General features: G+C 69.1%; 26 protein-coding genes. 14 read left to right on the top strand and 12 right to left on the bottom strand.

Going from position 1 to position 25,813, the window contains the following annotated elements:
* Window positions 1–6 precede the first annotated feature (6 nt).
* Window positions 7–678 carry a FadR/GntR family transcriptional regulator gene (locus ACYQ78_RS25695; RefSeq protein WP_459803469.1) on the top strand — a complete coding sequence of 224 codons (672 nt, stop codon included), beginning with the start codon at window positions 7–9 and terminating at the stop codon, window positions 676–678.
* Window positions 679–745: 67 nt separating this feature from the next.
* Here the strand turns inward: ACYQ78_RS25695 and ACYQ78_RS25690 are convergent, their stop codons facing one another.
* From ACYQ78_RS25690 to ACYQ78_RS25665, 6 genes are all read right to left on the bottom strand, one after another.
* Window positions 746–1,870: a C40 family peptidase gene (locus ACYQ78_RS25690; RefSeq protein WP_459803468.1), complete on the bottom strand. Its 1,125-nt coding sequence runs from the start codon at window positions 1,868–1,870 to the stop codon at window positions 746–748.
* 89 nt (window positions 1,871–1,959) lie between these two features.
* Complete coding sequence (locus tag ACYQ78_RS25685; protein WP_459803467.1) at window positions 1,960–2,796, bottom strand: amidohydrolase family protein; 837 nt, start codon at window positions 2,794–2,796, stop codon at window positions 1,960–1,962.
* 2 nt (window positions 2,797–2,798) lie between these two features.
* Window positions 2,799–4,055, bottom strand: a complete 1,257-nt coding sequence (locus ACYQ78_RS25680) for an aldo/keto reductase (protein WP_459803466.1) — start codon at window positions 4,053–4,055, stop codon at window positions 2,799–2,801.
* A gap of 3 nt (window positions 4,056–4,058) precedes the next feature.
* The gene (locus tag ACYQ78_RS25675) at window positions 4,059–4,805 is read right to left on the bottom strand and encodes an SDR family NAD(P)-dependent oxidoreductase (protein WP_459803465.1); all 747 of its coding nucleotides are present in this window, start codon (window positions 4,803–4,805) and stop codon (window positions 4,059–4,061) included.
* Window positions 4,802–6,088, bottom strand: a complete 1,287-nt coding sequence (locus ACYQ78_RS25670; protein ID WP_459803464.1) for an L-fuconate dehydratase — start codon at window positions 6,086–6,088, stop codon at window positions 4,802–4,804. Before ACYQ78_RS25670 ends, ACYQ78_RS25675 begins: the two co-directional genes overlap by 4 nt.
* A complete protein-coding gene (locus ACYQ78_RS25665; protein WP_459803463.1) occupies window positions 6,085–6,939 on the bottom strand; it encodes a fumarylacetoacetate hydrolase family protein in 855 nt (284 codons plus the stop codon). Before ACYQ78_RS25665 ends, ACYQ78_RS25670 begins: the two co-directional genes overlap by 4 nt.
* A 158-nt stretch (window positions 6,940–7,097) precedes the next feature.
* Here ACYQ78_RS25665 and ACYQ78_RS25660 point away from each other — a divergent pair, with 158 nt between their 5' ends.
* Window positions 7,098–8,300 (top strand): cytochrome P450, encoded by a 1,203-nt coding sequence (locus ACYQ78_RS25660; RefSeq protein ID WP_459803462.1) that lies wholly within the window; start codon window positions 7,098–7,100, stop codon window positions 8,298–8,300.
* A gap of 36 nt (window positions 8,301–8,336) precedes the next feature.
* Here ACYQ78_RS25660 and ACYQ78_RS25655 read toward each other — a convergent pair whose 3' ends face one another.
* Window positions 8,337–8,804 carry a hypothetical protein gene (locus ACYQ78_RS25655; RefSeq protein ID WP_459803461.1) on the bottom strand — a complete coding sequence of 156 codons (468 nt, stop codon included), beginning with the start codon at window positions 8,802–8,804 and terminating at the stop codon, window positions 8,337–8,339.
* A 44-nt stretch (window positions 8,805–8,848) separates the two neighbouring features.
* On the bottom strand, window positions 8,849–9,841 hold the full coding sequence (locus tag ACYQ78_RS25650) for a GDP-mannose 4,6-dehydratase (RefSeq protein WP_459803795.1): 993 nt from the start codon (window positions 9,839–9,841) through the stop codon (window positions 8,849–8,851).
* Between the two features lie 167 nt (window positions 9,842–10,008).
* Here ACYQ78_RS25650 and ACYQ78_RS25645 point away from each other — a divergent pair, with 167 nt between their 5' ends.
* From ACYQ78_RS25645 to ACYQ78_RS25630, 4 genes are read left to right on the top strand one after another with little or no spacing between them, the layout of a single operon-like run.
* Window positions 10,009–11,226 (top strand): glycosyltransferase family 4 protein, encoded by a 1,218-nt coding sequence (locus ACYQ78_RS25645; protein WP_459803794.1) that lies wholly within the window; start codon window positions 10,009–10,011, stop codon window positions 11,224–11,226.
* Between the two features lie 20 nt (window positions 11,227–11,246).
* On the top strand, window positions 11,247–11,960 hold the full coding sequence (locus ACYQ78_RS25640) for a class I SAM-dependent methyltransferase (protein ID WP_459803460.1): 714 nt from the start codon (window positions 11,247–11,249) through the stop codon (window positions 11,958–11,960).
* Window positions 11,957–13,006: a glucosidase family protein gene (locus ACYQ78_RS25635; protein ID WP_459803459.1), complete on the top strand. Its 1,050-nt coding sequence runs from the start codon at window positions 11,957–11,959 to the stop codon at window positions 13,004–13,006. Before ACYQ78_RS25640 ends, ACYQ78_RS25635 begins: the two co-directional genes overlap by 4 nt.
* A 12-nt stretch (window positions 13,007–13,018) precedes the next feature.
* Window positions 13,019–13,849: an aldo/keto reductase gene (locus tag ACYQ78_RS25630; RefSeq protein WP_459803458.1), complete on the top strand. Its 831-nt coding sequence runs from the start codon at window positions 13,019–13,021 to the stop codon at window positions 13,847–13,849.
* Here the strand turns inward: ACYQ78_RS25630 and ACYQ78_RS25625 are convergent.
* Window positions 13,846–14,460: a class I SAM-dependent methyltransferase gene (locus ACYQ78_RS25625; RefSeq protein ID WP_459803793.1), complete on the bottom strand. Its 615-nt coding sequence runs from the start codon at window positions 14,458–14,460 to the stop codon at window positions 13,846–13,848. The genes ACYQ78_RS25630 and ACYQ78_RS25625 overlap by 4 nt on opposite strands.
* Window positions 14,461–14,527: 67 nt before the next feature.
* Between ACYQ78_RS25625 and ACYQ78_RS25620 the strand changes: the two genes are divergently transcribed.
* From ACYQ78_RS25620 to ACYQ78_RS25600, 5 genes are all read left to right on the top strand, one after another.
* Complete coding sequence (locus ACYQ78_RS25620) at window positions 14,528–14,980, top strand: pyridoxamine 5'-phosphate oxidase family protein (protein WP_459803457.1); 453 nt, start codon at window positions 14,528–14,530, stop codon at window positions 14,978–14,980.
* The gene (locus ACYQ78_RS25615; protein WP_066362733.1) at window positions 14,980–15,177 is read left to right on the top strand and encodes a ferredoxin; all 198 of its coding nucleotides are present in this window, start codon (window positions 14,980–14,982) and stop codon (window positions 15,175–15,177) included. Before ACYQ78_RS25620 ends, ACYQ78_RS25615 begins: the two co-directional genes overlap by 1 nt.
* A 19-nt stretch (window positions 15,178–15,196) precedes the next feature.
* On the top strand, window positions 15,197–16,279 hold the full coding sequence (locus ACYQ78_RS25610) for a Zn-dependent alcohol dehydrogenase (protein WP_459803456.1): 1,083 nt from the start codon (window positions 15,197–15,199) through the stop codon (window positions 16,277–16,279).
* A gap of 70 nt (window positions 16,280–16,349) precedes the next feature.
* Window positions 16,350–16,886, top strand: coding sequence for an RNA polymerase sigma factor (locus ACYQ78_RS25605; RefSeq protein ID WP_459803455.1), 537 nt, complete (start codon window positions 16,350–16,352; stop codon window positions 16,884–16,886).
* A complete protein-coding gene (locus ACYQ78_RS25600; protein WP_459803454.1) occupies window positions 16,883–17,662 on the top strand; it encodes a hypothetical protein in 780 nt (259 codons plus the stop codon). The genes ACYQ78_RS25605 and ACYQ78_RS25600 overlap by 4 nt, the downstream gene beginning before the upstream one ends.
* A 55-nt stretch (window positions 17,663–17,717) precedes the next feature.
* On the opposite strand, the gene ACYQ78_RS25595 is transcribed toward ACYQ78_RS25600, so the two are convergent.
* Together ACYQ78_RS25595 and ACYQ78_RS25590 are read right to left on the bottom strand one after the other, a co-directional pair.
* On the bottom strand, window positions 17,718–20,039 hold the full coding sequence (locus tag ACYQ78_RS25595; RefSeq protein WP_459803453.1) for a GDSL-type esterase/lipase family protein: 2,322 nt from the start codon (window positions 20,037–20,039) through the stop codon (window positions 17,718–17,720).
* 104 nt (window positions 20,040–20,143) lie between these two features.
* On the bottom strand, window positions 20,144–20,641 hold the full coding sequence (locus ACYQ78_RS25590; RefSeq protein ID WP_459803452.1) for a GNAT family N-acetyltransferase: 498 nt from the start codon (window positions 20,639–20,641) through the stop codon (window positions 20,144–20,146).
* Window positions 20,642–20,776: 135 nt separating this feature from the next.
* On the opposite strand from ACYQ78_RS25590, the gene ACYQ78_RS25585 reads away from it, so the two are divergent.
* The 3 genes from ACYQ78_RS25585 (at window position 20,777) to ACYQ78_RS25575 (ending at window position 24,933) form a co-directional block, all read left to right on the top strand.
* A complete protein-coding gene (locus ACYQ78_RS25585; protein WP_459803451.1) occupies window positions 20,777–21,166 on the top strand; it encodes a nuclear transport factor 2 family protein in 390 nt (129 codons plus the stop codon).
* 193 nt (window positions 21,167–21,359) lie between these two features.
* Window positions 21,360–21,722 (top strand): hypothetical protein, encoded by a 363-nt coding sequence (locus ACYQ78_RS25580; protein WP_459803450.1) that lies wholly within the window; start codon window positions 21,360–21,362, stop codon window positions 21,720–21,722.
* On the top strand, window positions 21,655–24,933 hold the full coding sequence (locus tag ACYQ78_RS25575; RefSeq protein ID WP_459803449.1) for an NACHT domain-containing protein: 3,279 nt from the start codon (window positions 21,655–21,657) through the stop codon (window positions 24,931–24,933). The genes ACYQ78_RS25580 and ACYQ78_RS25575 overlap by 68 nt, the downstream gene beginning before the upstream one ends.
* Here the strand turns inward: ACYQ78_RS25575 and ACYQ78_RS25570 are convergent.
* Window positions 24,930–25,757, bottom strand: a complete 828-nt coding sequence (locus ACYQ78_RS25570; RefSeq protein WP_459803448.1) for an aldo/keto reductase — start codon at window positions 25,755–25,757, stop codon at window positions 24,930–24,932. The genes ACYQ78_RS25575 and ACYQ78_RS25570 overlap by 4 nt on opposite strands.
* Between the last annotated feature and the right edge of the window lie 56 nt (window positions 25,758–25,813).

Genomic DNA, 25,813 nt, shown 5'->3' with positions numbered 1-25,813 from the left:
CGAGGCGTGGCGGTAACCGATACGGCGATAGACCGGATCAAGGACATGATCCTCAAGGGAGAGTTGGCGCCAGGGGCGCGACTTCCCAAGGAGGCCGACCTCGCCGAACGGCTCGGGCTCTCCCGGAACTCGTTGCGGGAGGCGGTGCGCGCGCTCGCGTTGATAAACGTCCTCGACGTCCGCCAGGGCGACGGCACCTATGTCACCAGCCTCGAACCCCGCCTCCTCCTCGACGCCCTCTCGTTCGTGGTCGACTTCCACCGCGACGACACGGTCCTGCAGTTCTTCGAGGTCCGCCGCATCCTCGAACCCGCCGCCACCGCCAAGGCCGCCGTCAACATGACCGACGCCGGCATCGACGAACTCCGCAAGATCCTCGACGCCCTCCCCGAGAACCCGACGGTCGAGCAGCTCGTCGCCAACGACCTCGAATTCCACCAGCGCATCGCCGAGGGCTCCGGCAACGCCGTCCTCTGCTCCCTGATCGAGAGCCTCTCGGGCCCGACGACGAGGGCCCGCATCTGGCGCGGCCTCACCCAGTCGAACGCCCCCAGCAAGACCCTCGACCAGCACTACGCGATCTACGGCGCCATAGCGGCCCGCCAGCCCGAGGTGGCCCACTCGTGGGCGACGGTCCACATCGCCGACGTCGAGTCGTGGCTCCGCCAGGCCCTCTAGCCGTTGGCACGTTTCGCGAAGCGCGTCTGTCCCGTTCGAAACAGACGCGCTCCGGTCATGTACGCGCTCAGCCCGCCGATGGGCGGACCGCGCCTTGGAAGCGTTTCGTCCAAAACGGTGCCGTCAGCACTTCCACGCGTTTGACGACGTCTCCCGTGCGGGGGGCGTGGATCATGTCGCCGTCGCCGGCGTAGAGGCCGACATGGGACGGGTCGGTCTTGGTCGCGCCGAAGAACAGCAGGTCGCCGGGGAGCAGGTCTTTGGTCTGCACCGGCTTGCCCTGTTTGATCTGGGTGCCGGTGTAGTGGCCGAGGGTGACCCCGGCCTTGGCCCAGGCGGCCAGGGTCAGGCCCGAGCAGTCGAACCCGACCCGGTTCGCCCCCTTGCCGATTCCCCGGCTCGGACCACCGGCGTTGCCCCCGCCCCAGACATAGGGGATGCCCAGCCACTTCGTGGCCGCCTTCAACGCGATCGCCCCTGGCTCGTTGTCACGAACCGGGCGGTCGGCCTCCTGGCGCGGCTCCCGGTCGTCGCGCTTCTTGCGGGGCCCGGGGGGCTCCTCCGATGCGACCCGGGGCCGGCGCTCGTCAGCGCTCTTGGAGCCGGGCTTTCCGTCGCCGCCCTCCTCAAGCTGAACAGCGACCTCGCCGGGAGCAGTCTGACCGCGGTCCACGGCTCCGGCGCCCGGAAAGGCGATCCCGCTCGGCGGACCGCCATCGTGGAGCGGGCTCACGACGAAGGCGCCATTCTGCGGGCGCGTGTTCGTGGCGCCGTTCTGAAGCGGGCCCGTGGGGGTGGCGCCGCTCTGGGGCGGGCGCGCGGGGGTGGCGCCAGCCTGGGGCGGGCTCGGGTTCGGGTTGAGGAGCGCACCTACGTCGAGCGGGGGGCGGAGGTCGCGGTCGGCGGGGCCCCAGATCGTGCCGGGCTCGTCGAGGTCGTCCCAGGCTTCGGCCCACGGGCCGTCGGGGGCCCAGGGGTCGAAGCCCTCCCACTCCGGGGGCGGCCAGGTGTGGCCCCACTCTTCGGCGAGTTCGGCCAGGTCGATCAGTTCGTCGAGGTCGTCGGGGTCGTCGGCCGACACGGCGGGTGCGGGGAAGACGTACCGGAAGGAAACGGGCGCGGGGCACGGGCCGAACGCGGGGGCGGGGGTGCCCGGGGCGCAGAGGACGGCCGTGATGAGGGTGGTGAGCATCCGGAACTCCTGGGTCGGGAAGGCAGGGCGACCCAAGAGTCCGGGGGGTTACGCTCAGTGCGCGGCCTGGAACGGCGTGCTGTGGATAACTATGACTTCAGGCGGTAGACCTTCTGTGCCGTCGATTCGTAGATGTACGACTGTTCGTCTCCACTCAGCCCACTGGTGAAATCCTTAGTTGTCTCCACTACCTCGCCATACGTCGCGGCAAGAAGGCAGACCGGCCAGTCTGAGCCGAACATGACTCTTTCCGCGCCGAAATATTCAAGGACGTGCTCCACGTAGGGCTGGAGCTGACCGGGGGTCCAGTCGGTCCAGCTCGCCTCGGTGACGAGGCCCGAGATCTTGCACGCGACGTTGTCGAGTTCCGACAGCGCCTCGATCTCGGTGGCCCACGGCTCCATCAGCCCGCTGGAGACGGGCGGCTTGGCGGCGTGGTCGAGCACGAACCGGGCGTCGGGCAGGTCGGCCACGACCTTGCGGGCCACGCTCAGCTGGTGGACGAGCACCAGCAGGTCGTAGGCCAGCCCGGCGGACGCGACGGCCCGCAGGCCGCGCATGACGTCGGGGCGGGCGAGCCACTCGTCGTCGGGTTCGTCCTGCACCTGGTGGCGGATGCCGACCAGCAGGTGGCCGCCGGGGCCCTCCCGCAGTTCGGCGATGACGTCGGCGACGTCGGGCGCGGTCAGGTCGACCCACCCGACGACGCCCTTGATGAGGCCGTCGGAGTCCAACGCCGTCTGCAGGAACTCGCGGGTCTCCTCGACCGTCGAGACGGTCTGCACGAGCACGGTGCCTTCGGCACTGGTGGTGGCCCGCAGTTCCGGCAGGCCGTACGGGCGCCTGATCGGCGCGAGCGCCGCGCCGGACATCCACGGATAGTCGCGGCGGGACGGGTCCCAGAGGTGATGATGCGCGTCGATCATGGTCAGAACCCCAGCTCCTCCCACAGAGCCTCGGGAACGGGCCGGGCGGCCAGTTCCATGTTCCCCCGAACCTCCTGCACGGATCGCATGCCCAGCACGACCGTCGACACCGCCGGGTGACGCAGCGGGAAGGCCATCGCGGCCTGCGGCAGCGTCACGTCGTACTTCTCGCAGACGGCGGCGATCTCGCGGGCTCGGGCGACGACGTCGTCGGGGGCGGGCACGTAGTTGAAGGTGCCCCCGGTCACGTCGTGGCGGGCCAGCAGGCCGCTGTTGAACACGCCTCCGGCGACGACCGAGACGCCGCGGCGTACGCACAGAGGAAGCAGTTCGGTGGCGGCCGACTGGTCGAGCAGCGTGTAGCGGCCGGCCAGCAGGATCGTGTCGATGTCGGTCTCGCGGACGAAGTCGGCCAGCATCGGCCACTGATTCATCCCGACCCCGATGGCCTTCACGACACCCTGGTCACGCAGTTCCGCGAGCGCGGGGAACGCCTCGCCGACGGCCTGCGCCCAGTGGGTGTCGGGGTCGTGGATCAGGGCGACGTCGATCGAGTCGAGGCCCAGGCGCTCCAGCGACTCCTCGATCGAGCGCCGCACGCCGTCGCCGGAGAAGTCCCAGGCCCTGACGTGGGTCTTCGGGACGTCGAAGCCCTGGTCGTCCTTGCCGATCCCGTCGGAGGGCACGAGCAGCCGCCCCACCTTCGTGGACAGCACGAAGTCGCCCCGCGGCTTGTCGGCCAGGACCCGGCCGAGACGGCGCTCGGACAGGCCGAGGCCGTAGTGGGGGGCGGTGTCGAAGTAGCGGATCCCGGAGTCCCACGCGGCCTCGACCGCGGCGGACGCCTCCTCGTCGGTCAGCGCGGTGAACAGGTTCCCCAGCGGCGCGGCTCCGAAGCCGTAGGTCGTCGTCACGCCGAAAACCGTAGAGAACGGAGCCCTCGGACGTACAGCCCCCGACATCTCCCACACCTTGCCGAGAGGCCCGGCGGAGGGGTCGAAGTCGCCATCTAGGTGGCGATTCATCTGTTTCTGCCAAGCTTGGTTGATCGGGTTGGCGGTGATGCGCGCCTGGAACACCGCGTAGTCGACGACCTCGACGTAGTGGAACAGGTCGAGGCCGTCGCGCCAGATCCGCCACACGCGGGCGCCGGCTTCGCGCATCGCGCGCTCCAGGCCCGGCAGCAGCCGGGCGTGGTCGGCGTCGTACGCGGCCTCGCTCCCGGGCTTGACGCGGGTGCGCAGGGCGATGCGCTGCACGCCTCAGCCCTTCGGCCGCAGGCGCAGGCCCTGCATGCCGCCGTCGACCGCCAGCGAGGTGCCGGTGGTGGCGGAGGCGAGCGGGCTGGCGAGGTAGGCCACCGCGTGGGCGACCTCTTCGGCCGAGACCAGGCGGCCCATGGGCTGGCGGGAGTTCAGCGCGGCCCGCTCGGCGGCCGGGTCGGCGGCGGCGTCGAGCAGCCGGCCGACCCACGGGGTGTCGGCGGTGCCCGGGTTGACGCAGTTGACCCGGATTCCGTCCTGTACGTGGTCAGCGGCCATCGCCAGAGTCAGCGAGTAGACCGCGCCCTTCGTCGCGCTGTAGAGCGCCCGCTGGGGCAGCCCCGCCGTGGCCGCGATCGAGCAGGTGTTGACGATCGCGGCGTGCTCCGACTCGCGCAGGTAGGGCAGCGCGGCCCGGGTGACCCGGACCATGCCGACGACGTTGACGTCGTACACCCGCAGCCATTCGGCGTCGTCGTTGTCGGCGACCGTGCCGGCCGCGCCGATCCCGGCGTTGTTCACGACGATGTCGATGCCGCCGAGCTGCTCGGCGGCCGACTCCACGGCCGCGCGGACCGAGACATCGTCGCTCACGTCGGCCTTGACGCCGACGAAGGGCTCACCGGGCGGGTTGAGGTCGAGGCAGGCCACGCGGGCGCCGCGCTCGGTGAGCAGGGTGGCGATGGCCAGGCCGATGCCCTGCCCGCCGCCGGTGACCAGGGCCTTGAGGCCCGCGAACTCGGTCATGACTCGCTCCAGACCGGCCCGTCGGGGAACAGATGGGCCGCGATCGACTCGGGGTGCATCTCCGCGCTGAACCCGGGGGTCACCGGCGCCCGGTAGGCGCCGCCGGAGATGACGACCGGGTCCTTGAAGTGCTCGTGCAGGTGGTCGACGTACTCGATGACGCGGTTCTCCATGGTTCCGGTCACCGACACATAATCGAACATCGACAGGTGCTGCACCAGCTCGCAGAGGCCGACACCGCCGGCGTGCGGGCAGACCGGCACGCCGAACTTGGCGGCCAGCAGCAGGATCGCGATGTTCTCGTTCACACCCGCGACGCGGGCGGCGTCGAGCTGGAGGTAGGAGATGGCGCGCGTCTGCAGGAGCTGCTTGAAGATGACCCGGTTCTGCACGTGCTCACCGGTGGCCACCGGGACCGGCGAGATCGCGCGGGCGATGGTGGCGTGGCCGAGCACGTCGTCGGGGCTGGTCGGCTCCTCGACCCAGTGGGGCGAGTAGGGGCTGAGCGCCTTGACCCAGTCGATCGCGGTGCCGACGTCCCAGCGCTGGTTGGCGTCGATGGCGATCGGGAAGCCCTCGCCGCAGACCTCGCGGGCGATCCGCATGCGGCGGATGTCGTCTTCGAGGTCGGCGCCGACCTTCAGCTTGATCTGCTGGAAGCCGTCGTCGAGGGCCTCCTTGCAGAGGCGGCGCAGCTTCTCGTCGTCGTAGCCGAGCCAGCCGGGCGAGGTCGTGTACGCCGGGTAGCCCGTCTCCAGCAGCTTCTCGATGCGCTCGGCGCGGCCGGGCTCGGCGCGGCGCAGGATCTCCAGCGCCTCGTCGGGGGTCAGTTCGTCGCCGATGTAGCGGAAGTCGACCAGGCCGACGAGCTCCTCGGGCGACATCTCGGCCAGCAGGCGCCAGAGCGGCTTGCCCGCGCGCTTGGCCTTGAGATCCCACAGCGCGTTGACGACCGCGCTGATCGCCATGTGCATGACGCCCTTCTCGGGGCCCAGCCAGCGGAGCTGGCTGTCGTACACCATCTCCTTGTAGAGGGCGCCGAGGTCGCTGACGTCGCGGCCGAGCACGTAGGGCTCGAGCGCGCGGATCGCCGCGGTCTGGATGTCGTTGCCCCGGCCGATGGTGAACGCGAAGCCGTGGCCCTCGCAGTCACCGTCGGACAGCACGACGTAGGCCGCCGAGTAGTCGGGGTCGGGGTTCATCGCGTCGGAGCCGTCGAGCTCCAGGGACGTCGGGAACCGGATGTCGAAGGTCTGGAACGACTGGATCGGCGGGGTGGTCACGCCTGACCCACCGTCTGCCGCTGCCGGCCGAGACCGTCGATCTCGAGCTCCATGACGTCGCCTTCCTTGAGGTAGGGATGGAGGCCGCTGAGGGCCACTCCGGCGGGTGTGCCGGTGTTGATCACGTCCCCGGGTTCGAGGACCATGAACTGGCTGAGGTAGCGCACGATCTCGGCGACGCCGAAGATCATGTTCTTGGTGCTGCCGTTCTGCTTCAGGTCGCCGTTCACCCAGAGGCGCAGCCCGAGCGCCTGCGGGTCGGGGACCTCGTCGGCCGTGACGAGCCACGGGCCGAGCGGCTGGAAGGTCTCGCAGGACTTGCCCTTGTCCCACTGGCCGCCGCGCTCGAGCTGGAACTCGCGCTCCGAGACGTCGTTGCTGACCATGTAGCCCGCGACGGACGCGAGCGCCTCCTCGTGCGAGCCGAGGTAACGGCAGGTCGAGCCGATCACGATGGCGAGTTCGACTTCCCAGTCGGTCTTCACGCTGGCGCGCGGCACCAAGACCTCGTCGAAAGGTCCGACGACTGTATTGGGGGCCTTCATGAAGACCACCGGCTCGGTCGGAACGGCGGCGCCGGACTCCTCCGCGTGGTCGCGGTAGTTGAGCCCGATGCATACGATCTTTCCGGGTCGGGCGATCGCCGGGCCGATGCGCAGGCCATCCTGGTCGAGCTCGGGAAGGGAGTCACCGGCGAGTGCCTCACGAACCCGGTCGAGTCCCCCCGAAGCGAAGAACTCCGGGGTGAAATCGCCTCCATTGAGGAGTTCGCCCAGGTCGAGCAGCCGGTTGTCGTCCGTCAGCGCGGCCGGGCGTTCCGCGCCTTTTCCACCCACTCGAAGCAGCCTCACGACTCCCCCTATACATCCGATGTTTGCACGAAGAAGCCTGGGGCCATGCCTGCCTCCGTGTCAAGCTCAGACATCGGATGACCTGTTTGGTGCGGAAACATGCTTGGCTGGAACACGTTCCACCTTCGTTTCCCGCCCAACGATGATCGGGTGATCACATGCACATCGACCTCGTCGACATGGATCGGTACTCGGCCTCCGGCGCCCCCCACGACCAGTTCACCTGGTTGCGGGAGAACGCCCCGGTGTTCCACCACCAGGGAGGCCAGATGGAAGGCTGGCCGCCCTTCTGGGCACTGACCAAGCATTCCGACGTGGTGCACGTGTCGCGGCGCAGCGACCTGTTCTCGTCCCACCGGCGGTTGTCGCTCTTCCCTGAGCCCGGCGAGGCGGAGCTCGAACTCCAGCGGCTGATGATGCTCAACCAGGACCCGCCGGAGCACACCCGCCGCCGTTCGCTGGTCAACCGGGGCTTCACCCCGCGCGCCATCTCCAACCTGGAAGATCACATCCGGGAGATCTGCCACCAGCTCATCGACGAGGCGCACGGGAAGCCGAGCGTCGACTTCGTCCGCGACATCGCCGCGCCCCTGCCGCTGTACGTGATCTGCGAACTCCTCGGCGCCCCCGCGGAAGACCGGGCCAAGCTGTTCGAGTGGTCCAACCGCATGATCGGCGCGGACGACCCCGACTACTCGGCCACCCCCGAAGAGGGCCTGGCGGCGCCGATGGAGGTCTACGCCTACGCCAACGAGCTCGCCGAGGCCCGCCGCGCCGAGCCCCGCGACGACCTGGTGACCAAGCTCCTGCAGCCCGGCGACGACGGCGAGGAGCTCAGCGTCGAGGAGTTCGACCTGTTCGTCCTGCTCCTGGTGGTCGCGGGCAACGAGACGACGCGGAACGCGGCCTCGGGCGGCATGCTGGCCCTCTTCGAGCACCCCGACGAGTGGGCCAAGCTCGTCGCCGACCCGGCGGTGGCCCGCACGGCCGCCGACGAGATCGTCCGCTGGGTGTCTCCGGTCAACCTGTTCCGGCGGACCGCGACCCAGGACATGGAGATGCGCGGCCAGCAGATCAAGGAGGGCGACAAGGTCGTCATCTTCTACTCGGGCGCCAACCGCGACGAGGAGGTCTTCGCCAACCCGGGCGTCTTCGACGTGACCCGCGACCCGAACCCCCAGCTCGGATTCGGCGGCGGCGGCGCCCACTTCTGCCTCGGCAACCACCTGGCGAAGATGGAGCTCCGGGTCCTGTTCGAGGTCCTGTCGGAGCGCGCCCCGAAGATCCAGCAGGCCGGCGAGGCCCGCCGCCTGCGCTCCTACTTCATCAACGGGATCAAGGACCTGCCCGTCTCGCTGTGACCGCCGGCGGTGCGGGGCCACCGGCCCCGCACCCCGTCAGCAGGCGTTGGTCACGGCGACGAAGGCGTCCGGTACGGCCACGGTGCCGACGATCGGGAAGGTGTAGACGGCGTCCTTGACGGCGAAGCCGTACACGCCCGGCCCCTTGCACTGGAACGAGAAGATGTCGCTCACCTCGGTGTGGCCGTTGAGGTCGCTGGACGCGGTGAAGGGCCCCGACACCACGAGGTTGCCGTTCTTCTGGATCTCGAAACGCCCCTTGACCGCGCAGGGGATCGAGAGCCAGAAGGGCGCCGCGACCCGGCAGTCGGCCGTCAGGCTGCCGTGGGGCTGCGCGCCGTCTTCCAGGCACAGCCGCCAGACCACGCCCGCGAGCCCGCCCGCGATCCCCTTCCGCGTGTCCATCTGCGCGCCACAGCCGCCGGCCTGGGCCTGGGCGGGAGCGGCGGGAAGCGCGAAGAGAGCGGAACCGAGCAGAACCAGCGACAGTGCGTATTTTCTCATGCGCAAAAAGTAGCGATCATGAGCCTCTGGTTCCCGATTAGCCGTTACGGCCAGGACGAATCTTGGGGATCTCCCCCATCGGTGAGGAGGCGCAGGTCGGATTCGACCATCATCGCGATCAGCTCCTCGAACGGGACGGTCGGCTCCCAGCCCAGTTGGGTGCGCGCCTTCTTCGGGTCGGCGCACAGCAGGTCGACCTCGGCCGGGCGGTGCAGTGACTGGTCGGCGATCACGTAACGTTCCCAGTCGAGGCCGGCCGCCGAGAACGCCGCCGAGACCAGCTCCCGCACCGACTGGGTGCGGCCGGTGCCGATGACGAAGTCCTCCGGGGTCTCGGCCTGGAGCATCAGGTGCATGGCCCTCACATAATCGCCCGCGAAGCCCCAGTCGCGCCGGGCCTCCAGGTTGCCGAGCCGCAGTTCGGTGGCCGTGCCCAGCTTGATGCGGGCCACCCCGAGCGTCACCTTGCGGGTCACGAACTCGGCCCCGCGCCTCGGCGACTCGTGGTTGAAGAGGATGCCGGAGACGGCGTACATGCCGTAGGACTCGCGGTAGTTCTGGGTGAGGAAGTGGCCGTAGGTCTTGGCGACGCCGTAGGGCGAGCGGGGGTGGAAGGGCGTGATCTCGGTCTGCGGGGTCTCGCGGACCTGCCCGAACATCTCCGACGACGACGCCTGGTAGAAGCGGATCTCCCCGCCGCGCGAGGAGCAGACGCGGATCGCCTCCAGCATCCGCAGCACGCCCATGCCGGTCACCTCGGCGGTCAGCTCGGCCTGCTCCCATGACATCGGCACGAACGAGATGGCGCCCAGGTTGTAGACCTCGTCGGGCCGGACCTTCTCCACCGCCGAGATCAGCGACCCCTGGTCGAGCAGGTCTCCCCGCACCAGGTGGACGTCCTTCGGCAGCCGGGAGACGCGCGGATTGGCCTGGCCGCGGACCAGCCCCCACACCTCGTAGCCCTCGGAGAGCAGGTGTTCGGCGAGGTAGGAACCGTCCTGACCGGTGATGCCCGTGATCAACGCGCGTCTGGCCAACACGTCCTCCTCCGTACACGCGAACTTTGTAGGCGAATGTACCCCGAAGGCCCTGACCGGGCCGCATTCGTAGAACACGTTCCACCGAACGGCATTCCAACCGCCTAGGCTAAGGTCATCTCAGGTGCCCCCACAGGGGCGGAAAGGGGTGCTTCGGGGTGGAGAGGCTGCGCGTCGCACTGCTGTCCTATCGCAGCAAACCCACCTGCGGCGGTCAGGGGGTGTATCTCCGACACATCACCCGCGAACTCGTCGCCCTCGGGCACCACGTCGAGGTGTTCTCCGGTCAGCCCTATCCCGAGCTCGACGAGGGCGTGATCCTCAACAAGGTGCCGAGCCTCGATCTCTATCGGGACGAAGATCCCTTCCGGACGCCCAAGCTGGCCGAATACCGCGACTGGATCGACCTCCTCGAGGTCGGCACGATGTGGACGGCCGGTTTCCCCGAGCCGCTGACCTTCAGCATCCGGGCCCACCGGGAGCTCAAGAAGCGCATCGGCGATTTTGACGTCGTCCAGGACAACCAGACCCTGGGTTACGGGGTCCTCGGCATCCAGAAGCACTTCCCGGTGGTCGGCACGATCCACCACCCCATCAGCGTCGACCGGCGCATCGAGCTGGAGGCCGCCGAGGGCTGGCAGAAGCTCTCCAAGCGCCGCTGGTACGGCTTCGTCCGCATGCAGGCCTACGTCGCCGCGCGGCTCAAGCCGATCCTGACCGTCAGCGAGTCGTCGGTGGCCGACATCCACCGCGACTTCGACGTGCCCCAGTCGAACCTGCGCCTGATCCCGCTCGGCGTGGACACCCGGTTCTTCCACCCGCGCCCCGAGCTGCCCAAGCGCAGGGGCTCGATCGTCGCCGTGGCCAGCGCCGACTCCCCGATGAAGGGCGTCGCGACGCTCCTGCGGGCGGTCGCCAAGCTCTCCACCGAACGCGACGTGAACCTGACGATCGTGAGCAAGCCCACGCCCGGCGGCCCCACCGAGCAGCTCGTGGCCGAACTGTCGCTGCACGACCGGGTGAAGTTCGTCCACGGCATCACCGACGACGAGCTCGGCGAGCTGATCGCCACCTCGGAGATCTCGGTGGTCCCCTCACTGTACGAAGGCTTCTCCCTCCCCGCAGTGGAGCACATGGCGTGCGGAACGCCGCTGGTCGCCTCCCGCACCGGCGCCCTGCCCGAAGTGGTGGGCGACGCCGCGGTCATGGTCGCCCCGGGCGACCCCGAGGAGCTCGCCGCCACCCTGCGCCGCCTGCACGACTCCCCCTCGGAAAGGGAGGAGTACGGCAAGCGCGGTTTCGACCGCGTCATGGAGCGTTACGCCTGGCCCGTCGTGGCCCGCAAGACCGTTGAGGCCTACCGCGAGGCCATCGCCGCGCGCTGACCCGGAGGGTTCCCCAGCAGATGCTGACCGTCGATTTCGCCCGCCTGCCCGTCGGACCCGGTGACCGCGTGCTCGACCTGGGCGCCGGTGGCGGCCGGCACGCCTTCGAGGTGCTGCGCCGGGGCGCCGACGTCGTCGCCTTCGACCTCGACCCGGCCGAGATGGAGTCGGTGGCGGGCATGTTCGCGGCCATGGACAAGGAGGGCGAGGTCCCCTACGGCGCCTCGGGAGAGACCGTCGTCGGCACCGCGCTCGACATGCCCTTCCCCGACGGCTCGTTCGACGCGGTGATCGCCTCCGAGGTCCTGGAGCACATTCCAGAGGACATGGCGGCGATGAAGGAGATCGTCCGGGTGCTGAAGCCGGGCGGGCTGCTGGCCGTGACGGTGCCGGCCTTCCTGCCGGAGCGGGTCTGCTGGGCGCTGTCGGAGGCGTACCACACGGCCCCCGGCGGACATATCCGGATCTATACGCTCGCCGAGCTGTCGGCCAAGCTGAAGTCGTCCGGTCTGGAGATCGGCGACCACCACCACGCCCACGGGCTGCACACGCCCTACTGGTGGATCAAGTGCGCGGTGGGGGTCGACAACAACGACCACCCGATCGCGAAGGCGTACCACGAGCTGCTGGTCTGGGACATCATGAAGCGCCCGGCCGTCACCCGGATCGCCGAGCAGATCCTCAATCCGGTCCTCGGCAAGAGCGTGGTCCTCTACGCCCGGAAGCCCGCATGATCCCGGCGGTGCCCGGGGTCGTGACCGGCGACGACATCGCCGCCACCGCCGCCAGCATCGCCGCCGTCCAGCTCCCCGACGGGGGCGTGCCGTGGCCCGAGGGCCACGTCGACGCGTGGAACCACGTCGAGTGCCTGATGGCGATGACCGCGGCGGGCCTGCGCGACAGCTCTTTAAGAGGTTACGAATGGCTGCGGCGCCACCAGCGCGCCGACGGCTCGTGGCCCATGAAGGTCCTCGACGGCGAGCCGCTGGAGGACCGGGGCGAGTCCAACCACGCCGCCTATGTGGCCGTGGGCGCCTGGCACGACCTGCTGGTCACCGGCGACGAGGCGTTCGCCCGCGAGATGTGGCCCACCGTCGTCCGGGCCCTCGACTTCGTCACGGGCCTCCAGACCCGGCGCGGCGAGATCCTCTGGGAGGCGGCCCCCGGTTCCTACGCGCTGCTGACCGGCTGCTCGTCGGTCTACCAGGGCCTTCGCTGTGGTGTACGGCTCGCGGAGGCGCTCGGCGACCCGCAGCCCGACTGGGAACTGGCGGCCGATCGGCTGGGTCACGTGTTGCGCGAGCACCCCGAGGCGTTCGCCGACAAGAGCCGCTTCTCGATGGACTGGTACTACCCCGTGCTCGGCGGCGCCCTGCGCGGTGAGCGCGCCCTGCGGCGGCTCGACGACGAGTGGGACCGTTTCGCCGTGCCCGGCCTCGGCATCAAGTGCGTCGAAGACCAGCCGTGGGTGACCGGCGCCGAGTCGTGCGAGCTGGTCCTGACCCTCGACGCCGTGGGCGACGCCCGAGCGCTGAAGATCTTCACCGAGATGCAGCACCTGCGCCACCCCGACGGCTCCTACTGGACCGGCTGGCAGTTCGTGAACGAGCGCCACTTCCCCAACGAGCGGTCGGCGTACACGGCGGCGGCGGTCGTCCTCGCGGCCGACGCGCTCTCGCGCACCACCCCGGCCAGCGGGATCTTCCGCGACGCCGGGGGCTTCTCGGAAGATCGCGCCAGTGATGACTGCGGCTGCCAGAGGGCGGGATCACCCGCCTGAGAAACTGTCCCCATGAGCAATAGGGACGTCATTCTCAATACCGGACATTCGATGCCCGTCGTCGGATTGGGCACCGGCACTCTCCAGGGCCGCGCGGGCACCGACGCGATGCTGACCGGGTTCGAGGCCGGATACCGGCTGCTCGACACGGCCGCGCTCTACGGCAACGAGGAGGCCGTCGGAGCCGCGATCCGTGAGGGCGGGCTGCCCCGCGGGGAACTGTTCGTCACCACGAAACTGCGTGGCGGCGATCACGGCGGCGAGAAGGTGCGCCCGGCGTTCGAGGCGTCGCTGGAGCGGCTCGGGCTCGACTACGTCGACCTCTACCTGATCCACTGGCCGCTGCCCCGGCTGGGCAAGTACGTCGAGACCTATGCCGCCATGCTCGAACTGGCCCAGGAGGGGCTGGTCCGCTCGGTCGGCGTCTCCAACTTCACGCCCGGCCACCTGACCGCCGTGACGGCGGCGACCGGCGTGGAGCCCGCGGTCAACCAGCGCCAGGTCTCCCCCTCGCACGCCCAGGCCGAGCTCGTCGACTTCGCCGAGGATCACACCACGGTCATCCAGGCCTGGAGCCCCCTGGAGCACAAGACCGACGTCAAGGAGAGCCCGGTGATCGTCGGCATCGCCGAGAAGCTGGGCGTGACGCCGTCGCAGGTGGTGCTGCGGTGGCACCTCGAACGGGGCGTCACCGTGATCCCCAAGTCGGCCGACCCGAAGCGCCAGCGCGAGAACATCGACGTCTTCGGCTTCACGCTGGACGCCGCCGACGTCGCCGCCATCACCGCGCTCGACACCGGGAAGCCGGTCACCCTCGACCCCGAGAGCTACGAGGAGTTCTAGATCTTCTCCAGGGCCCGCAGCGACCCGGTCACCCGGACCTCCTTGAAGCCCTCTTCGAGGGCCCTGAGATAGATCCGGTACGGCGCCTGCCCGCCGTCGGCCGGGTCGGTGTAGATGTCGTGGAAGATCAGGGCGCCTCCCGCCACCAGGTGGGGCGCCCAGCCCTCGTAGTCGCGGGTCACCGGGTCGTCGGAGTGGCCGCCGTCGATGAACAGCAGGCCGAGCGGGGTGCGCCAGTGCCCCGCCACGGTCGCCGACGCGCCCACGACCGCGATCACCTCGTCTTCGAGGCCGGCGGTGGCGATGGTCGTACGGAAGACCGGCAGGGAGTCCATCTTGCCGAAGCGGTGGTCGACCAGGGTCGGGTCGTGGTGGATCCAGCCGGGCTGGATCTCCTCCGAGCCCCGGTGGTGGTCGACCGTGAACAGGACCGTGGCGGTCTGGCGGGCCGCCGCGCCGAGGTAGACGGCCGACTTGCCGCAGTAGGAGCCGATCTCGGCCATCGGCCCGCGGGAGCCGTACAGACAACCGAGCTCGTAGAGGGCCAGGCCCTCGTCGGGGGGCATGAAGCCTTTGGCCCGCTCGGCGGTCTGTCGCAGATGAACCGGCATCGGAGGGTTTGTCACGCGCCAGAGACTACCCTTGTCCGCATAGGTGCAACGTGTTCTACTTCTGGTCGTGAACCAGCGCGCGCGGATCGCACTGACCGGCGAAGAGGTGGCCGTCCTCCTGAAAGAGGGCCGCAAACTCCAGCTCGCCACGATCAACCCCGACGGCACGCCCCACCTGGTGACCATGTTCTACGGCCTGTCCGACGACGGCCGGCTGATCTTCTGGACCTACGCCAAGGCCCAGAAGTCGCGCAACATCGGCCGCGATCCCCGCGTGACCTGCCTGATCGAGACGGGCGACGACTACGGCGACCTGCGCGGCGCGACGATCTACGGCACCGCGCTCCCCTACGACGACGTGATGGACGCCGGCATGCGCGTCACCGCCAGGATGACGGGCCAGGACCCCGAACCGATGCGCCCCTTCGTCGAACTGACCGGACGCAAGCGCGTCGCCTACATCGTCGAGCCGGGCCGCGTAGTGTCTTGGGATCACCGCAAACTGCACGGGAGTTCCTGATGCCGAAGGTCATTGTCGACTACCTCGTCTGTGAGGCCAACGGGGTCTGCGTGGGCCTGGCACCGCAGGTCTTCGACCTCGACGACGACGACAATTTGCACGTCCTCCTGGAAGAACCCCCCGCCGACATGCTCGACCGGGTCCGGCACGCGGTCCGGTCATGCCCGAAGGCGGCACTTTCGCTCGAAGAAGAGTAAAAACCACCGGAGGTTCCCCATGCGCGGCGCTCTGCTGCACACCATCGGCGCGGACAAACTCGACATCCGCGACGACCTGACCCTCATCCCGGTCGGCCCATCGGATGTCCGGGTCAAGATCAGGGCGACCGGCGTCTGTCACTCCGACCTGTCGGCCATCTCGGGCGTCCTGCCCCAGCCCGCCCCGCTGATCCCCGGCCACGAGGGCGCCGGGGAGGTCGTCGAGGTCGGCGACCACGTGCGGAGCGTCGCGCCGGGCGACCACGTGATCATCAACTGGACGCCCGCCTGCGGCGCGTGCCCGAGCTGCGTCCACGGCCAGATGCACCTGTGCCTGACCTCGGTCATGCGCGGCTTCACCGAACCGGGCTTCAAGTTCGACGGCGACAAGCCCGCTTTCGGCATGGCCGGGTGCGGCACCTGGGCCGAGGAGATCGTGGTGCCCGAGGGCGGCGCGATCAAGGTCGACGCCGACGTCCCGTTCGAGATGGCGGCCCTGATCGGCTGCGGCATCACCACCGGCGTCGGCGCCGCGCTGAACACCGCCAAGGTCCGCCCCGGCACGACCGTGGCCGTCGTCGGTTGCGGCGGCGTGGGCCTGTCGGTGATCCAGGGCGCCCGCATCTCCGGCGCGACCACGATCCTGGCGATCGACCCCCTGGAGTCCAAGCACGACCTGGCCAAGAAGGTCGGCGCCACCCACGCCTGCACCCCCGACCAGCTCATGGACGCCCTCCAGACCCTCACCGGCGGCCAGGGCTTCGACTACGGCTTCGAGGTCGTCGGCAAGTCGCAGGCCATCATGACCGCCTGGCAGGCCACCCGCCGGGGCGGCGACGTGATCGTCGTCGGCGCGGGCGCGATGGACGACATGGTCCCCCTCAACGCCTTCAGCCTCCTGTTCGACGGCAAGAACCTCCTCAGCTCCCTGTACGGCGGCAGCGACGTCCGCCGTGACTTCCCGTTCTTCGCGGCGCTCTACAAGGCGGGCAAGCTCGACCTGGAGAGCATGATCAGCTCCCGCATCCAGCTCACCGACCTCAACGACGCCGTGGTGGCGTTGAAGGGCGGCGAGGTGCTGCGCCAGATCGTCCTCATGTAGCCGAAACAGCCGTAGTGGGTGCCGGACATCTATCAAGGTGTCCGGCATTTCGGCATGAGGAGAGTCATCCGTGGCCCACCCCCCGGGAGCGCGAGACCGCTTCGAAGCGGTCTACGACGCGCACTACCCGGCCATCCACCAGTACGCCGCCCGCCGCACCGCCTCACCCGACGACACGGCGGACGTGATCTCCGAGACGTTCCTCACCGCGTGGCGGCGCATCGCCGACGTCCCCGAGGGCGACGCCGCCCGCCTGTGGCTGTACGGCGTGGCCCGCCGAGTGCTGGCCAACCAGCGACGCGGCCACTCCCGCAGAGCAGGGCTGGCCCAGCGGCTCGAGGACGCCGCGCGACCGGCCGGTCCCGACGGGCTCGACGGGCTCGACCACGTGCGGGAGGCGTTCGGCGACCTGCCCGAGCGGGACCGCGAGGTGCTCGCCCTGGCCTTCTGGGAGGGCCTGACCGGCCCCGAGATCGGCCGGGTGCTCGGCTGCACGGCGACCGCGGCCCGCATCAGGCTGCACCGCGCCCGCAAGCGGCTGGCCAGGGCGCTGGGGATCACCGAAGACGGCCGGGCGACCGCGGAACTGAGAGGAGAGAACCTGTGAGCAGGATCGGCCGGATGGTGACCGCCATCGACCCCCACCCCCACGAGCCGGAACCGGGCCGGGAGGCCCGCGACCTGTTCGACGAGATCGTCGCGACACCTGTAGAGGCGCCACGCGGACGACGCCGGGTGATCCTCATCCCTGCGGCGGCGGCGCTGGCGGTGCTGGGAGTGATCTTCATCCCCCAGAGCGCACCGGCCGCCCTGGCGTTCCAGCGCGCGGGCGACGACTGGATCGTGACCGTCGAGGACCTCTACGCCGACCCCGAACGCTTCACCGAGGAGTTCCGGGCGCGCGGATTCGACATCGGGCTGTCGATCCAGCCGGGCTCGCCGAGCGTGGTCGGCCAGGCCACGGGCTGGGAGTCCTCCGCGGGGTCCCGCATCGAGGCGGAGTCGATGGACTCGTTCCGCATCCCCGCCGATTTCAAGGGCCGCACGAACATCTTCCTCGCGCGTCCGGCCCGGCCGGGTGAGCGGTACTCCTTCGCCGGTGACGTCAACGACGAGGGCGAGCTGCTGCACTGCGTGGCGTTCACGAACATGACGGTCGACCAGGTGCGGGCGGTGCTGGCCGAGCGGGACGGCTCGATCGCGGAGTTCCGGGTCGGAATCGACGTGGGCAGGTCCGACCCGGCCAAGGAGGTGCCGGGCACCTGGTTCGTCGAGGACGCGGTGCCGTCGGCCCCCGGAGAGGTGCTCGTCTGGGCGGCGCCGGACAGGACGACGCGGATCCTGTATCCGGAGAGCAAGATGGACGGCTGCCCCGAGGAGTGACACGAGGACTGACACGGGTGCCGCCCGTCGCCGGGCGCGGCGGGCGGCACCGTCCCTAGCCGCCGACGCCCGTGTTGATGCCCGAGGCGATCATCCCTCGGTCGATCCAGTGGTCGCCGCTGCCGTCGGCGCGGACGTTGATCCAGCCCCGCACGCTGCCGTTCCCCGGGTCGATCGCCAGGTAGTCGGCTCGCGCGTCGCCGTTGAGGTCGCCGAAGCGGGCGATCCGCCCCGTCCGGCTGACGCCGGTGTTGGTGCCGGAGGCGATCACACCCCGGTCCTCCCACTTGTCGCCGCCGCTCTCGGCGCCGACGTTGCGCCAGGCCCGCGTGTTGCCGGTGGCCGGGTCGATGGCCAGGTAGTCGTCCCGGCCGTCGCCGTCGATGTCGGCGAACTGGACGTAGCGGCCGCTCAGGGAGACGCCCGTGTTGGTGCCGGAGGCGATGACGCCCCGGTCGAGCCAGTGGTCGCCGCTGCGGTCGGCGCCCCGGTTGAGCCAGGCGCGGGTGTTGCCGTTCGTGGGGTCGAGGGCCAGGTAGTCGTCCCGGCCGTCGCCGTCGATGTCGGCGAACTGGGTCACCCGTCCGGGCAGGCTGACGCCGGTGTTGGTGCCGGAGGCGATCACGCCGCGGTCCTCCCAGCGGTCGCCGCCGTTCTCGGCGGCGATGTTGCGCCAGGCGCGGGTGTTGCCGTTGGACGGGTCGAGGGCGAGGTAGTCGTCGCGGCGGTCGCCGTCGAGGTCGGCGAAGATCACCACCCGGCCGTTGCCGTAGCCGACGCCGGTGTTGGTGCCGGACGCGGTGATGCCGCACGGCACCCAGTGGTCGCCCGCGTAGTCGGCGCCGTTGTTGAGCCAGGTCCGCACCGAACCGTTGGCGGGGTTGAGGGCCAGGTAGTCGTCCCGTCCGTCGCCGTTGAAGTCGGCGAACCAGGCCTCCCGGCCGCTGCCGCCGTGCGCGTCGGGGCCGGGCGTGCACAGGGCCGGCTCGGGGCCGGCGGTCGGGGTGATCCACCCTTCCATGGCGGTCCGCATGACCCCGAGGTTGAAGATCTGGCCCATCTTCCGGTAGCCGTTGTCATTGGGGTGGACGTCGTCGGCGATGTCGTTCGGCGTCACCGCGGCCATGTCGACCAGGACGATGTGCCGTCCGGCCTCCTGGCGGGCCCTGACCATCTCGGGCAGCCGCTGGTTGAACTGCCTGATGCGGGCGTCGATGGACGACGTACGGGCCGGAACCAGCGTGGAGACGACCACGGCCACCGTCGGCCGGAACACGAAGATGCGGTCGATCAGGCCCATGAGGCGGTCGGGGGCGGTGCTCGCCTGGTAGTTCTGGATCATGTCGTTGGTGCCCAGGTGGAGGGTGACGACGTCGGGCCGGTAGGTGTTGAGCCAGCCCTCGACCGAGCCCTGGATCTGGTCGATCCGCCAGCCAGAATGGCCTTCGTGGTCACGGTCGGATCCGGAGCCGTGGGCGAGGGAGCCCATGAAGTCGTACCGGAAACCCATGTTCGTGAGCGAGCGCTGGAGCACCATGCGGTAGCTGGAGCTCGTCGGGCTGCCGACGCCCTCGGTGATGGAGTCGCCCAGCGGCATCAGGCGCATGGCGCCGGGGACGCGCACCCGGGAGACGGCCTCCGGGATCCGGCTGGCGAGCTCGCCGAGGAAGTCGGCGGCCGCCCCGCAGGCGTCTCGGAACGCGGCCCAGCCCCCGGCGAGCTGCTCGCCGAGTTTCTTCAGCCCTCTGCCGAGTGCCGCGATGTGGCCCGGCAGGACCTCTTTGGCCCAGGTGTTGATCCCGGCCTCCCACGCGGCGCCCCCGGCCGCCATGGCGATCGCCCCGATGAACGTCTTGGCCCAGGCGTTGCCGTCGCGGAGCGTCCCGTCGAACGCCTGCTGGATCATGCCTCTGACCAGGCCTCCGAAGAAGCCGCCGATGCTGACGCAGAGGACCGCCGCGGCCGGCATGAAGCCGATGCACACCGCCCTGAGCACCAGCCCGGTCAGCATGCCCGCCACCGCGGCGAGCACCTCGGCCCACCAGCTGGCGTTGGTGAGCGGCGCGCCGCCGGTGACGGTGAGGCTGATCCCGGTGGACGTCACCCCGAGCTGCCCGGTGAACGGGGTCCAGTCGTCGAACCCGCCGCCGGGCAGGCCGTTGGGGTTGTTCTCGAAGTCCTGCCTGATGGTGTCGCTGATCCGCGCGTTGCGGCCCTGCGTCTCGGCGATGATCTGCTGCATCTGCGCCGTCGAGTAGCCGGACGCCTCCAGGCTGACGATCACGTCGCCGTCGGCCAGGGCGACGGAGATCGCGCCCTGCGAGGACGCGGCGAGGGCCGGTTGCACCGGGGTCAGGCCGGCTAAGAGGGAGATCACCAAAGTGAGGACGAGAACAAAACGGGTTTTCACACACGCCTCCGGGCTCAGGGACTTGATCGTCTCCGGGCCACATGAACGGTCAGGAAATTCCGCACAACCGGTCAGAGCGTGAACGAGATCCAGACGTCGGGCGGAAGGTCGGGCCGTCCGGGCACCGGCCGTTTCTCCTCGGTCCAGGCGTCCCCGGCGACCTCGGTGGCGGCGCGGCGCCAGAAGGCGACGGCGGCGTGGTTGTCGTCCTGGAAGGCGACCTCCCAGGGGCCGGGATGCCGGGCGACGACCTCGGTCACGGCGTACAGGCCGATGCCCGAACGGCGGGCGCCCCGGACGACGAAGAAGCTGTTCAGCACCCTGACCGGCCCGTCCAGCGACCGCACGAAGGCGAAGCCGAGCGGGCGGTCGCCACCGGTCACCAGGTAGGGCGCCCAGCCGGGGTCGGTGAAGGCGGCTTCCAGGCGTTCGGTGCGGTAGGTGCCGTCGGGGTTGGGCAGGCCGCCGGTGAACTCGGACATGTCGTGGCGGAACATCAGCCAGAGCCGCTCGACCACGGGACGGTCGGCGACGGTGGCGGGGCGGACGGTGCATCTCTCTGAAGGCATGAAAAAAGCCTCCCCGGCGCGCCGGAGAGGCTTGAGTAATGATCGAAGTATATCGCTACCTCTGCGACAGTTGCCCGGTGCGATTCGCCCCGTAACGTCCCCCTCAGTGCTGTCGATCACGTGAGGGAGATCGGTATGTCCGACGATGTGGCGCGGCGCGTCTTCGACGTAGTCGACGCGTTCGACCCCGACGAGTTCGTGAAACTGTTCGCCGACGACGGCACCCTGAGGTTCGGCAACACCGACCCCAGCCAGGGGCGGGAGGCCATCGCGGCGGGCCTGAAGGGCTTCTTCTCCACGCTCGCCGGTCTACGGCACCGGATCGTCCGGTCGTGGGTGGTGGACGCCGACGTCGTCGCCGAGACCGAGGTCACCTACACCCGCCTCGACGACACCGAGGTCACCATCGTGGCCGTCTCGATCTGGACCACCGGCGCCGACGGCCTGATCACCGACTACCGGATCTTCGTCGACCTCGCGCCCCTCTACGCCCCCCAGGCCTCGATCGTGACGACCACTTCTTAGTGCGTCCGGCGATGGAAGGCGAATCAAATTCGGCAATTGGTTGAGTGGTCCGCACATATGCGAACTTCATCCGCCGTGATGCGCCGTGTCGGTTTCTATAGGAGAAAACATAACGGCTCGCGATAAATTTTGATCTAATCCATGCGCCCTCCCGGCTTCGTCAGTGACGATGGGGATCATGAGGGGTAGGCGCGTGGCCGCGCTGAAGGACGTGCTGGCGTGGGTGGTCACCACCCTCCTCACGCTCGGCATCACCGTGGCCGCGAACCAGATCCTCGATAACGGCAAATGGGACCACTTGTGGACCGGCATCGCGCTCGCCCTGTGGTCCCTCCTTACCGTGGCCACCAACCACCGCATCCGATCTTGCGGAGATCGTCGATCGGCTCGCCGCCGACGTCCGGAAGCAGTGGACGGAGGAGGCGGATCGCCGGGGGCTGTGCAAGCCCGCCCCGCTGTGCTTGCGCTGGTCGACAACCGATCGGACGGTGCAGGCCACCCGGTCCGTCGTCTTCCACGAGGAAAGGGGGCCCAGCTGGGAGTCGGCCCCTCTTGAGGGCACCATCCACCAGCTCACCGCCGCCTTCCGTGCCCTGCCGTATCGCCAGCTGGTCATCCTGGGCGAAGCCGGCGCGGGAAAGAGCGTGATGGCGGTGTTGCTGACGCTGGGCCTGCTGGAGGACCGGCAGGGGTCGGAGCCCATCCCGATCCTTCTGCCGATATCTTCATGGAATCCCACCGCCGAGACCATTGAACGGTTCTTGGTCAGGAGACTGGAAGAGGAATACGACTTTCTTGGCCACAAAGGACGCCGAGGCGGAAGCTGGGCCGAGGAATTAGTTAGCCAACGTCGCATAATTCCCATTCTCGATGGCCTGGATGAAATCCCTCGTCGGCTTCAGCCGCAGGCGATCAGGGCATTGGATGCCCTCGCCACCTCGAAGTCGCCTTTTGTCGCGACCTGCCGTGGCGCCTCCTACGAATACGCGGTAGGGGCGGTCGGGCGCGTCCTGTCAAGGGCCGCAGTGGTGGAGATCAAGCCACTCGACATCGATCTCATCGCCGACTTCTTCGCCGACCAAGAGCCGTTCGCGGACCGCTGGAAGCCGGTCATCGATCGACTGCGGGACGAACCTGGCGGCCCACTCGCCCAGGCCATGGCCACCCCTCTGCACGTTTCGCTGGCGCGCGACGCCTTTCCACAGCCGACTCACCCATCCCAACTCCTCAAACTCACCAGCCGAACCGCCGTCGAAGCGGCCGTCATGGACCGCTTCATGAAGACGGAATATCGCGCCGGCCCTTCCGACCCCTCGGCCAGGTGGCGTACCTACCGCCCGGAGAAGGCGATCACCTGGCTGGGGTATCTCGCACACGGGCTCCATGGATCGGGCGTCCGGGACTGGTCGTGGTCGAGCCTGGACACGAGGTTCGCCTTCACCCGGCACCAGTGGATCCGCCACTCACTCCCCTTGATATTGACCGCTGGGATCGTCTTCGGCATGGGTGTGGTGGGCCACGTCACCACAGGTGGAGGAGGCGGCGCCCGGTTCGCCTTCGCCTCGTTCCTGGTGGTCGGCGCCGGTGCCACCGGGCTGTTCAGGTCTGTTTGGTTCAGGGGAATCGCGCATGAGTCGACGGAACACCGACTGCTCCGGCTCACCTTTGGCGTGATCTGCGGGTTCGCCACCGGCCTGGTGCTGAATGATCTGAGCCTGATGCTCAGTGGTGCGGCCGTCGGAGGCGCCGGAGCCTGCTTCCTGAGCTTCGGCGAGAAAGGCCGATCGGAATCCCCCTGTTCCGTTCTCAAGGGAGCGATCAGCGCCGGCGTCCGGTTCGCGCTCCTCGGTTGCGCCGCCTTCGCACTCGCTCGTCTCCTTCTCCTGAACGTGGAGCCGGATCGCATCACGGCGTCCGCGTTGACGGCGGCCTGCGTCTATGGCCTGGGCGCGGTGATCGACGCCGGGCTCTGGCGCTTAATGATCTTCCGAGTCAGTCACGTCATCCTGGCTCTCCGCGGCCGACTGCCGTTTCGCCTCAACCGATTTCTTGACGACGCGCACCGCCGTCACGTGCTCAGGAGATCCGGCAACGTGTGGCAGTTCCGGCACGCCCTCCTGCAAGACCACCTGGGCCGCGCCGCGAAGCTGAAGTATCTCGGGGAGGCCGCGGCGAGGGGGGACTGGCCGTCATACAGAGCGATGATCGAGATGCTGGTGAGCCAGGGGCGTGCCGACGAGGCACTGCAGAGCCTGCGCACACCGGGCCGACCTTTCGACTGGCGGATCTCCTGGCTGGTGGACAAGCTCAACGAGCAGGCGAGCCGAGAACATCGTCTGGCGACCTACCGGCTCGTCAACCTCCTGATCAAAGTCGGGCGGGACGACGAGGCAATGGAGATCCTGACCACGTGCGCCAAAGCGGGAGATCAGCGGGCGGTGATCCGGCTGGCCGAACTCCTCGCGGATCTCGGCAAGAGCGATCAAGCGTTCGAAGTCCTGGAATCCTTCTCCGTCCACCACGACATCGCCGTGCACGAGGCGATCATCGATCTGCTCGCCCGACTGGGCCGAGTGGCCGACCTCACGACCTACGCGGACGGCGGGCACTCCTACGCGCTGGAACAACTGCTGGAGTTGTTGACCTCACGGTCCGACACCAAAGCGATGATCCCTCTACTGCGAAGGAGGAGCGCGGCCGGTGACGCCGTGGCGATCAAGATCCTCGTCACGCTCCTCGAAACCGGCGGGCAGGTAAGCGAGGCCTGCGATCTGCTACGGGCAATGCCCGATGAACTCAGCCGAACCCGAGACGAGTTACTGGTCGGCCTGTTGGTCAGGATCGGCAGAAACGACGAGGCGATAGAGACGATCAGAAATTCGCTCCGGCTGAGCGCCGAGGCTCCCCTTCTACTGGCCCGGCTTCTGCACGGTGCCGGGCGCCCCGACGAGGCCATCGGCTATTTGAAATCGCATCCGCTTCTGGAGGTTCGGGACCTGCTTGGGGAGTTCATGCTCGAGGTGGGCATGCTCAACGAGGCCGTCGACCTGCTGGGCAACGGAAAGCATCGCTATGTCCGACCCGTCGGGGTCTGGCGAGGAAAAGTCCGCAAGATCTACTGGGCCGTCTATCACCAGGTGTGGACGCGGCGGGATTTTCGCGCCCCGCCGCGCTACTCCAAACGCCGCCTGGTCGATCTCCTAGCCGGACACGACAAGGCCGAGGAGGCCATCGGCCGACTCCGGTTACGCGCCGACGGAGGAGACCGGGATGCCGCCCACTGGCTGAGCGAACTGCGGCGAAAGCGTGACCGCGTCCGGCGGTTGAAATCTCAGGTCGGACAGGGCCTCCGGCTGCCACGCGGATCGACCGGCTACGTGCAGGCCCGTGACACGGCCCTTCGACTGCGCCAACTCGCGAAGGCCGGAGACCTGGAAGCCGCGGAGTCACTGCTGGACTCCCTCGACGCCGCGGAACAGTACGACGAGGCCGCGATTGTCCTGCGCTCCTATTTCGACATCGAAATCCTCGACAACCTGCGCAAACTGGCCAACCTGCTCGAGAAGGCAGGTCGCGTCGAGGAGGCCATCGCGCTGCTCCGGGCCCATATGGGCGGTGGAGAGTGGGACCGCACCCAGCTTCTGGTCGATCTCCTCGACCGGCATGACCGCTTGAGCGAGGCCATCGCCGTCATCCGCATGAGCATCGACTCGTGGAACCGATACACCGAAGGCATGGGCCGGGCACGGCCTGCGCTCCTGACCTAGAACTCCTCCCACGACTCCGGGTCGAGCCGGACCGGCTCCCCGGTGTCGAGGGCGGTGATCGCGGCGATGTCGGGTGCGTCGAGGCGGAAGCCGAAGACGTCGATGTTCTCCCGCTGCCGTCCCGGGTCGCCCGACTTGGGCACGACGGTGATCCCCCGGTCGAGCAGCCACCGCAGCACCACCTGCGACGGCGTCGCGCTGGCCCGCCGGGCGATGTCGACGATCACCGGGTGTTCCAGGATGCCGGTGTTCCGCTCCAGCGGGCTCCACGCCTGGATGACGGTCGTGTCACCGTGGGTCGCCTCCACGAGGGCGGCCTGGGCGTGGGTGGGCGAGACCTGCCGCTGGTTGACCGCGGGCCGGACACCGGTCTCCTTGAAGACGGCGTCGAGATGCTCCGGCGTGAAGTTGGAGACCCCGACCGACCGGATCAGCCCCTCCCGCGCCAGGTCGAGCAGCGCGGCGTAGGTCTCGACGTAGAGCCCGAGCCGGGGCAGCGGCCAGTGGATCAAATAGAGGTCGACGTAGTCGAGGCCCAGCCGTTCGAGCGAGGCCTCCAGCGCGGGGCGCGCCTTCGCGGCGCCGTGGTCGTCACCCCGCAGCTTGGTGGTGACGAACAGGTCACCCCGGGGCAGCCCCGACTCGCGCACTCCGGCCCCGACCGCCGCCTCGTTCCCATAACTGGCAGCGGTGTCGAGCAGGCGGTATCCGGCGTCGATCGCGGTCAGCACCGCGTCGGTGGCCGTCCGGCCCTGAAGGGGATAGGTCCCGAGCCCGACCACGGGCATCGCGTGCCCCGTGTTGAGAGTCACGTCATCAGTCATGACTCCAGCCTCTCAGGCGGAAAACCGGATGCACGATTCGACCGGTTCCGCGCACC

It is taken from the genome of Herbidospora sp. RD11066 (assembly GCF_054661255.1).
Note: the sequence above shows the minus strand (reverse complement) of the source record. Positions and strands in the feature narration are given on the sequence as shown.

Bases quoted from the DNA above. Each gene is read 5' to 3' on its own strand.
- ACYQ78_RS25630 (WP_459803458.1), top strand. From the start codon at position 13,019: ATGAGCAATAGGGACGTCATTCTCAATACCGGACATTCGATGCCCGTC.
- ACYQ78_RS25640 (WP_459803460.1), top strand. From the start codon at position 11,247: ATGCTGACCGTCGATTTCGCCCGCCTGCCCGTCGGACCCGGTGACCGC.
- ACYQ78_RS25660 (WP_459803462.1), top strand. From the start codon at position 7,098: ATGCACATCGACCTCGTCGACATGGATCGGTACTCGGCCTCCGGCGCC.
- ACYQ78_RS25625 (WP_459803793.1), bottom strand. From the start codon at position 14,460: ATGCCGGTTCATCTGCGACAGACCGCCGAGCGGGCCAAAGGCTTCATG.
- ACYQ78_RS25610 (WP_459803456.1), top strand. From the start codon at position 15,197: ATGCGCGGCGCTCTGCTGCACACCATCGGCGCGGACAAACTCGACATC.
- ACYQ78_RS25635 (WP_459803459.1), top strand. From the start codon at position 11,957: ATGATCCCGGCGGTGCCCGGGGTCGTGACCGGCGACGACATCGCCGCC.
- ACYQ78_RS25685 (WP_459803467.1), bottom strand. From the start codon at position 2,796: ATGATCGACGCGCATCATCACCTCTGGGACCCGTCCCGCCGCGACTAT.
- ACYQ78_RS25615 (WP_066362733.1), top strand. From the start codon at position 14,980: ATGCCGAAGGTCATTGTCGACTACCTCGTCTGTGAGGCCAACGGGGTC.
- ACYQ78_RS25690 (WP_459803468.1), bottom strand. From the start codon at position 1,870: ATGCTCACCACCCTCATCACGGCCGTCCTCTGCGCCCCGGGCACCCCC.
- ACYQ78_RS25590 (WP_459803452.1), bottom strand. From the start codon at position 20,641: ATGCCTTCAGAGAGATGCACCGTCCGCCCCGCCACCGTCGCCGACCGT.
- ACYQ78_RS25585 (WP_459803451.1), top strand. From the start codon at position 20,777: ATGTCCGACGATGTGGCGCGGCGCGTCTTCGACGTAGTCGACGCGTTC.
- ACYQ78_RS25570 (WP_459803448.1), bottom strand. From the start codon at position 25,757: ATGACTGATGACGTGACTCTCAACACGGGGCACGCGATGCCCGTGGTC.
- ACYQ78_RS25655 (WP_459803461.1), bottom strand. From the start codon at position 8,804: ATGAGAAAATACGCACTGTCGCTGGTTCTGCTCGGTTCCGCTCTCTTC.
- ACYQ78_RS25675 (WP_459803465.1), bottom strand. From the start codon at position 4,805: ATGACCGAGTTCGCGGGCCTCAAGGCCCTGGTCACCGGCGGCGGGCAG.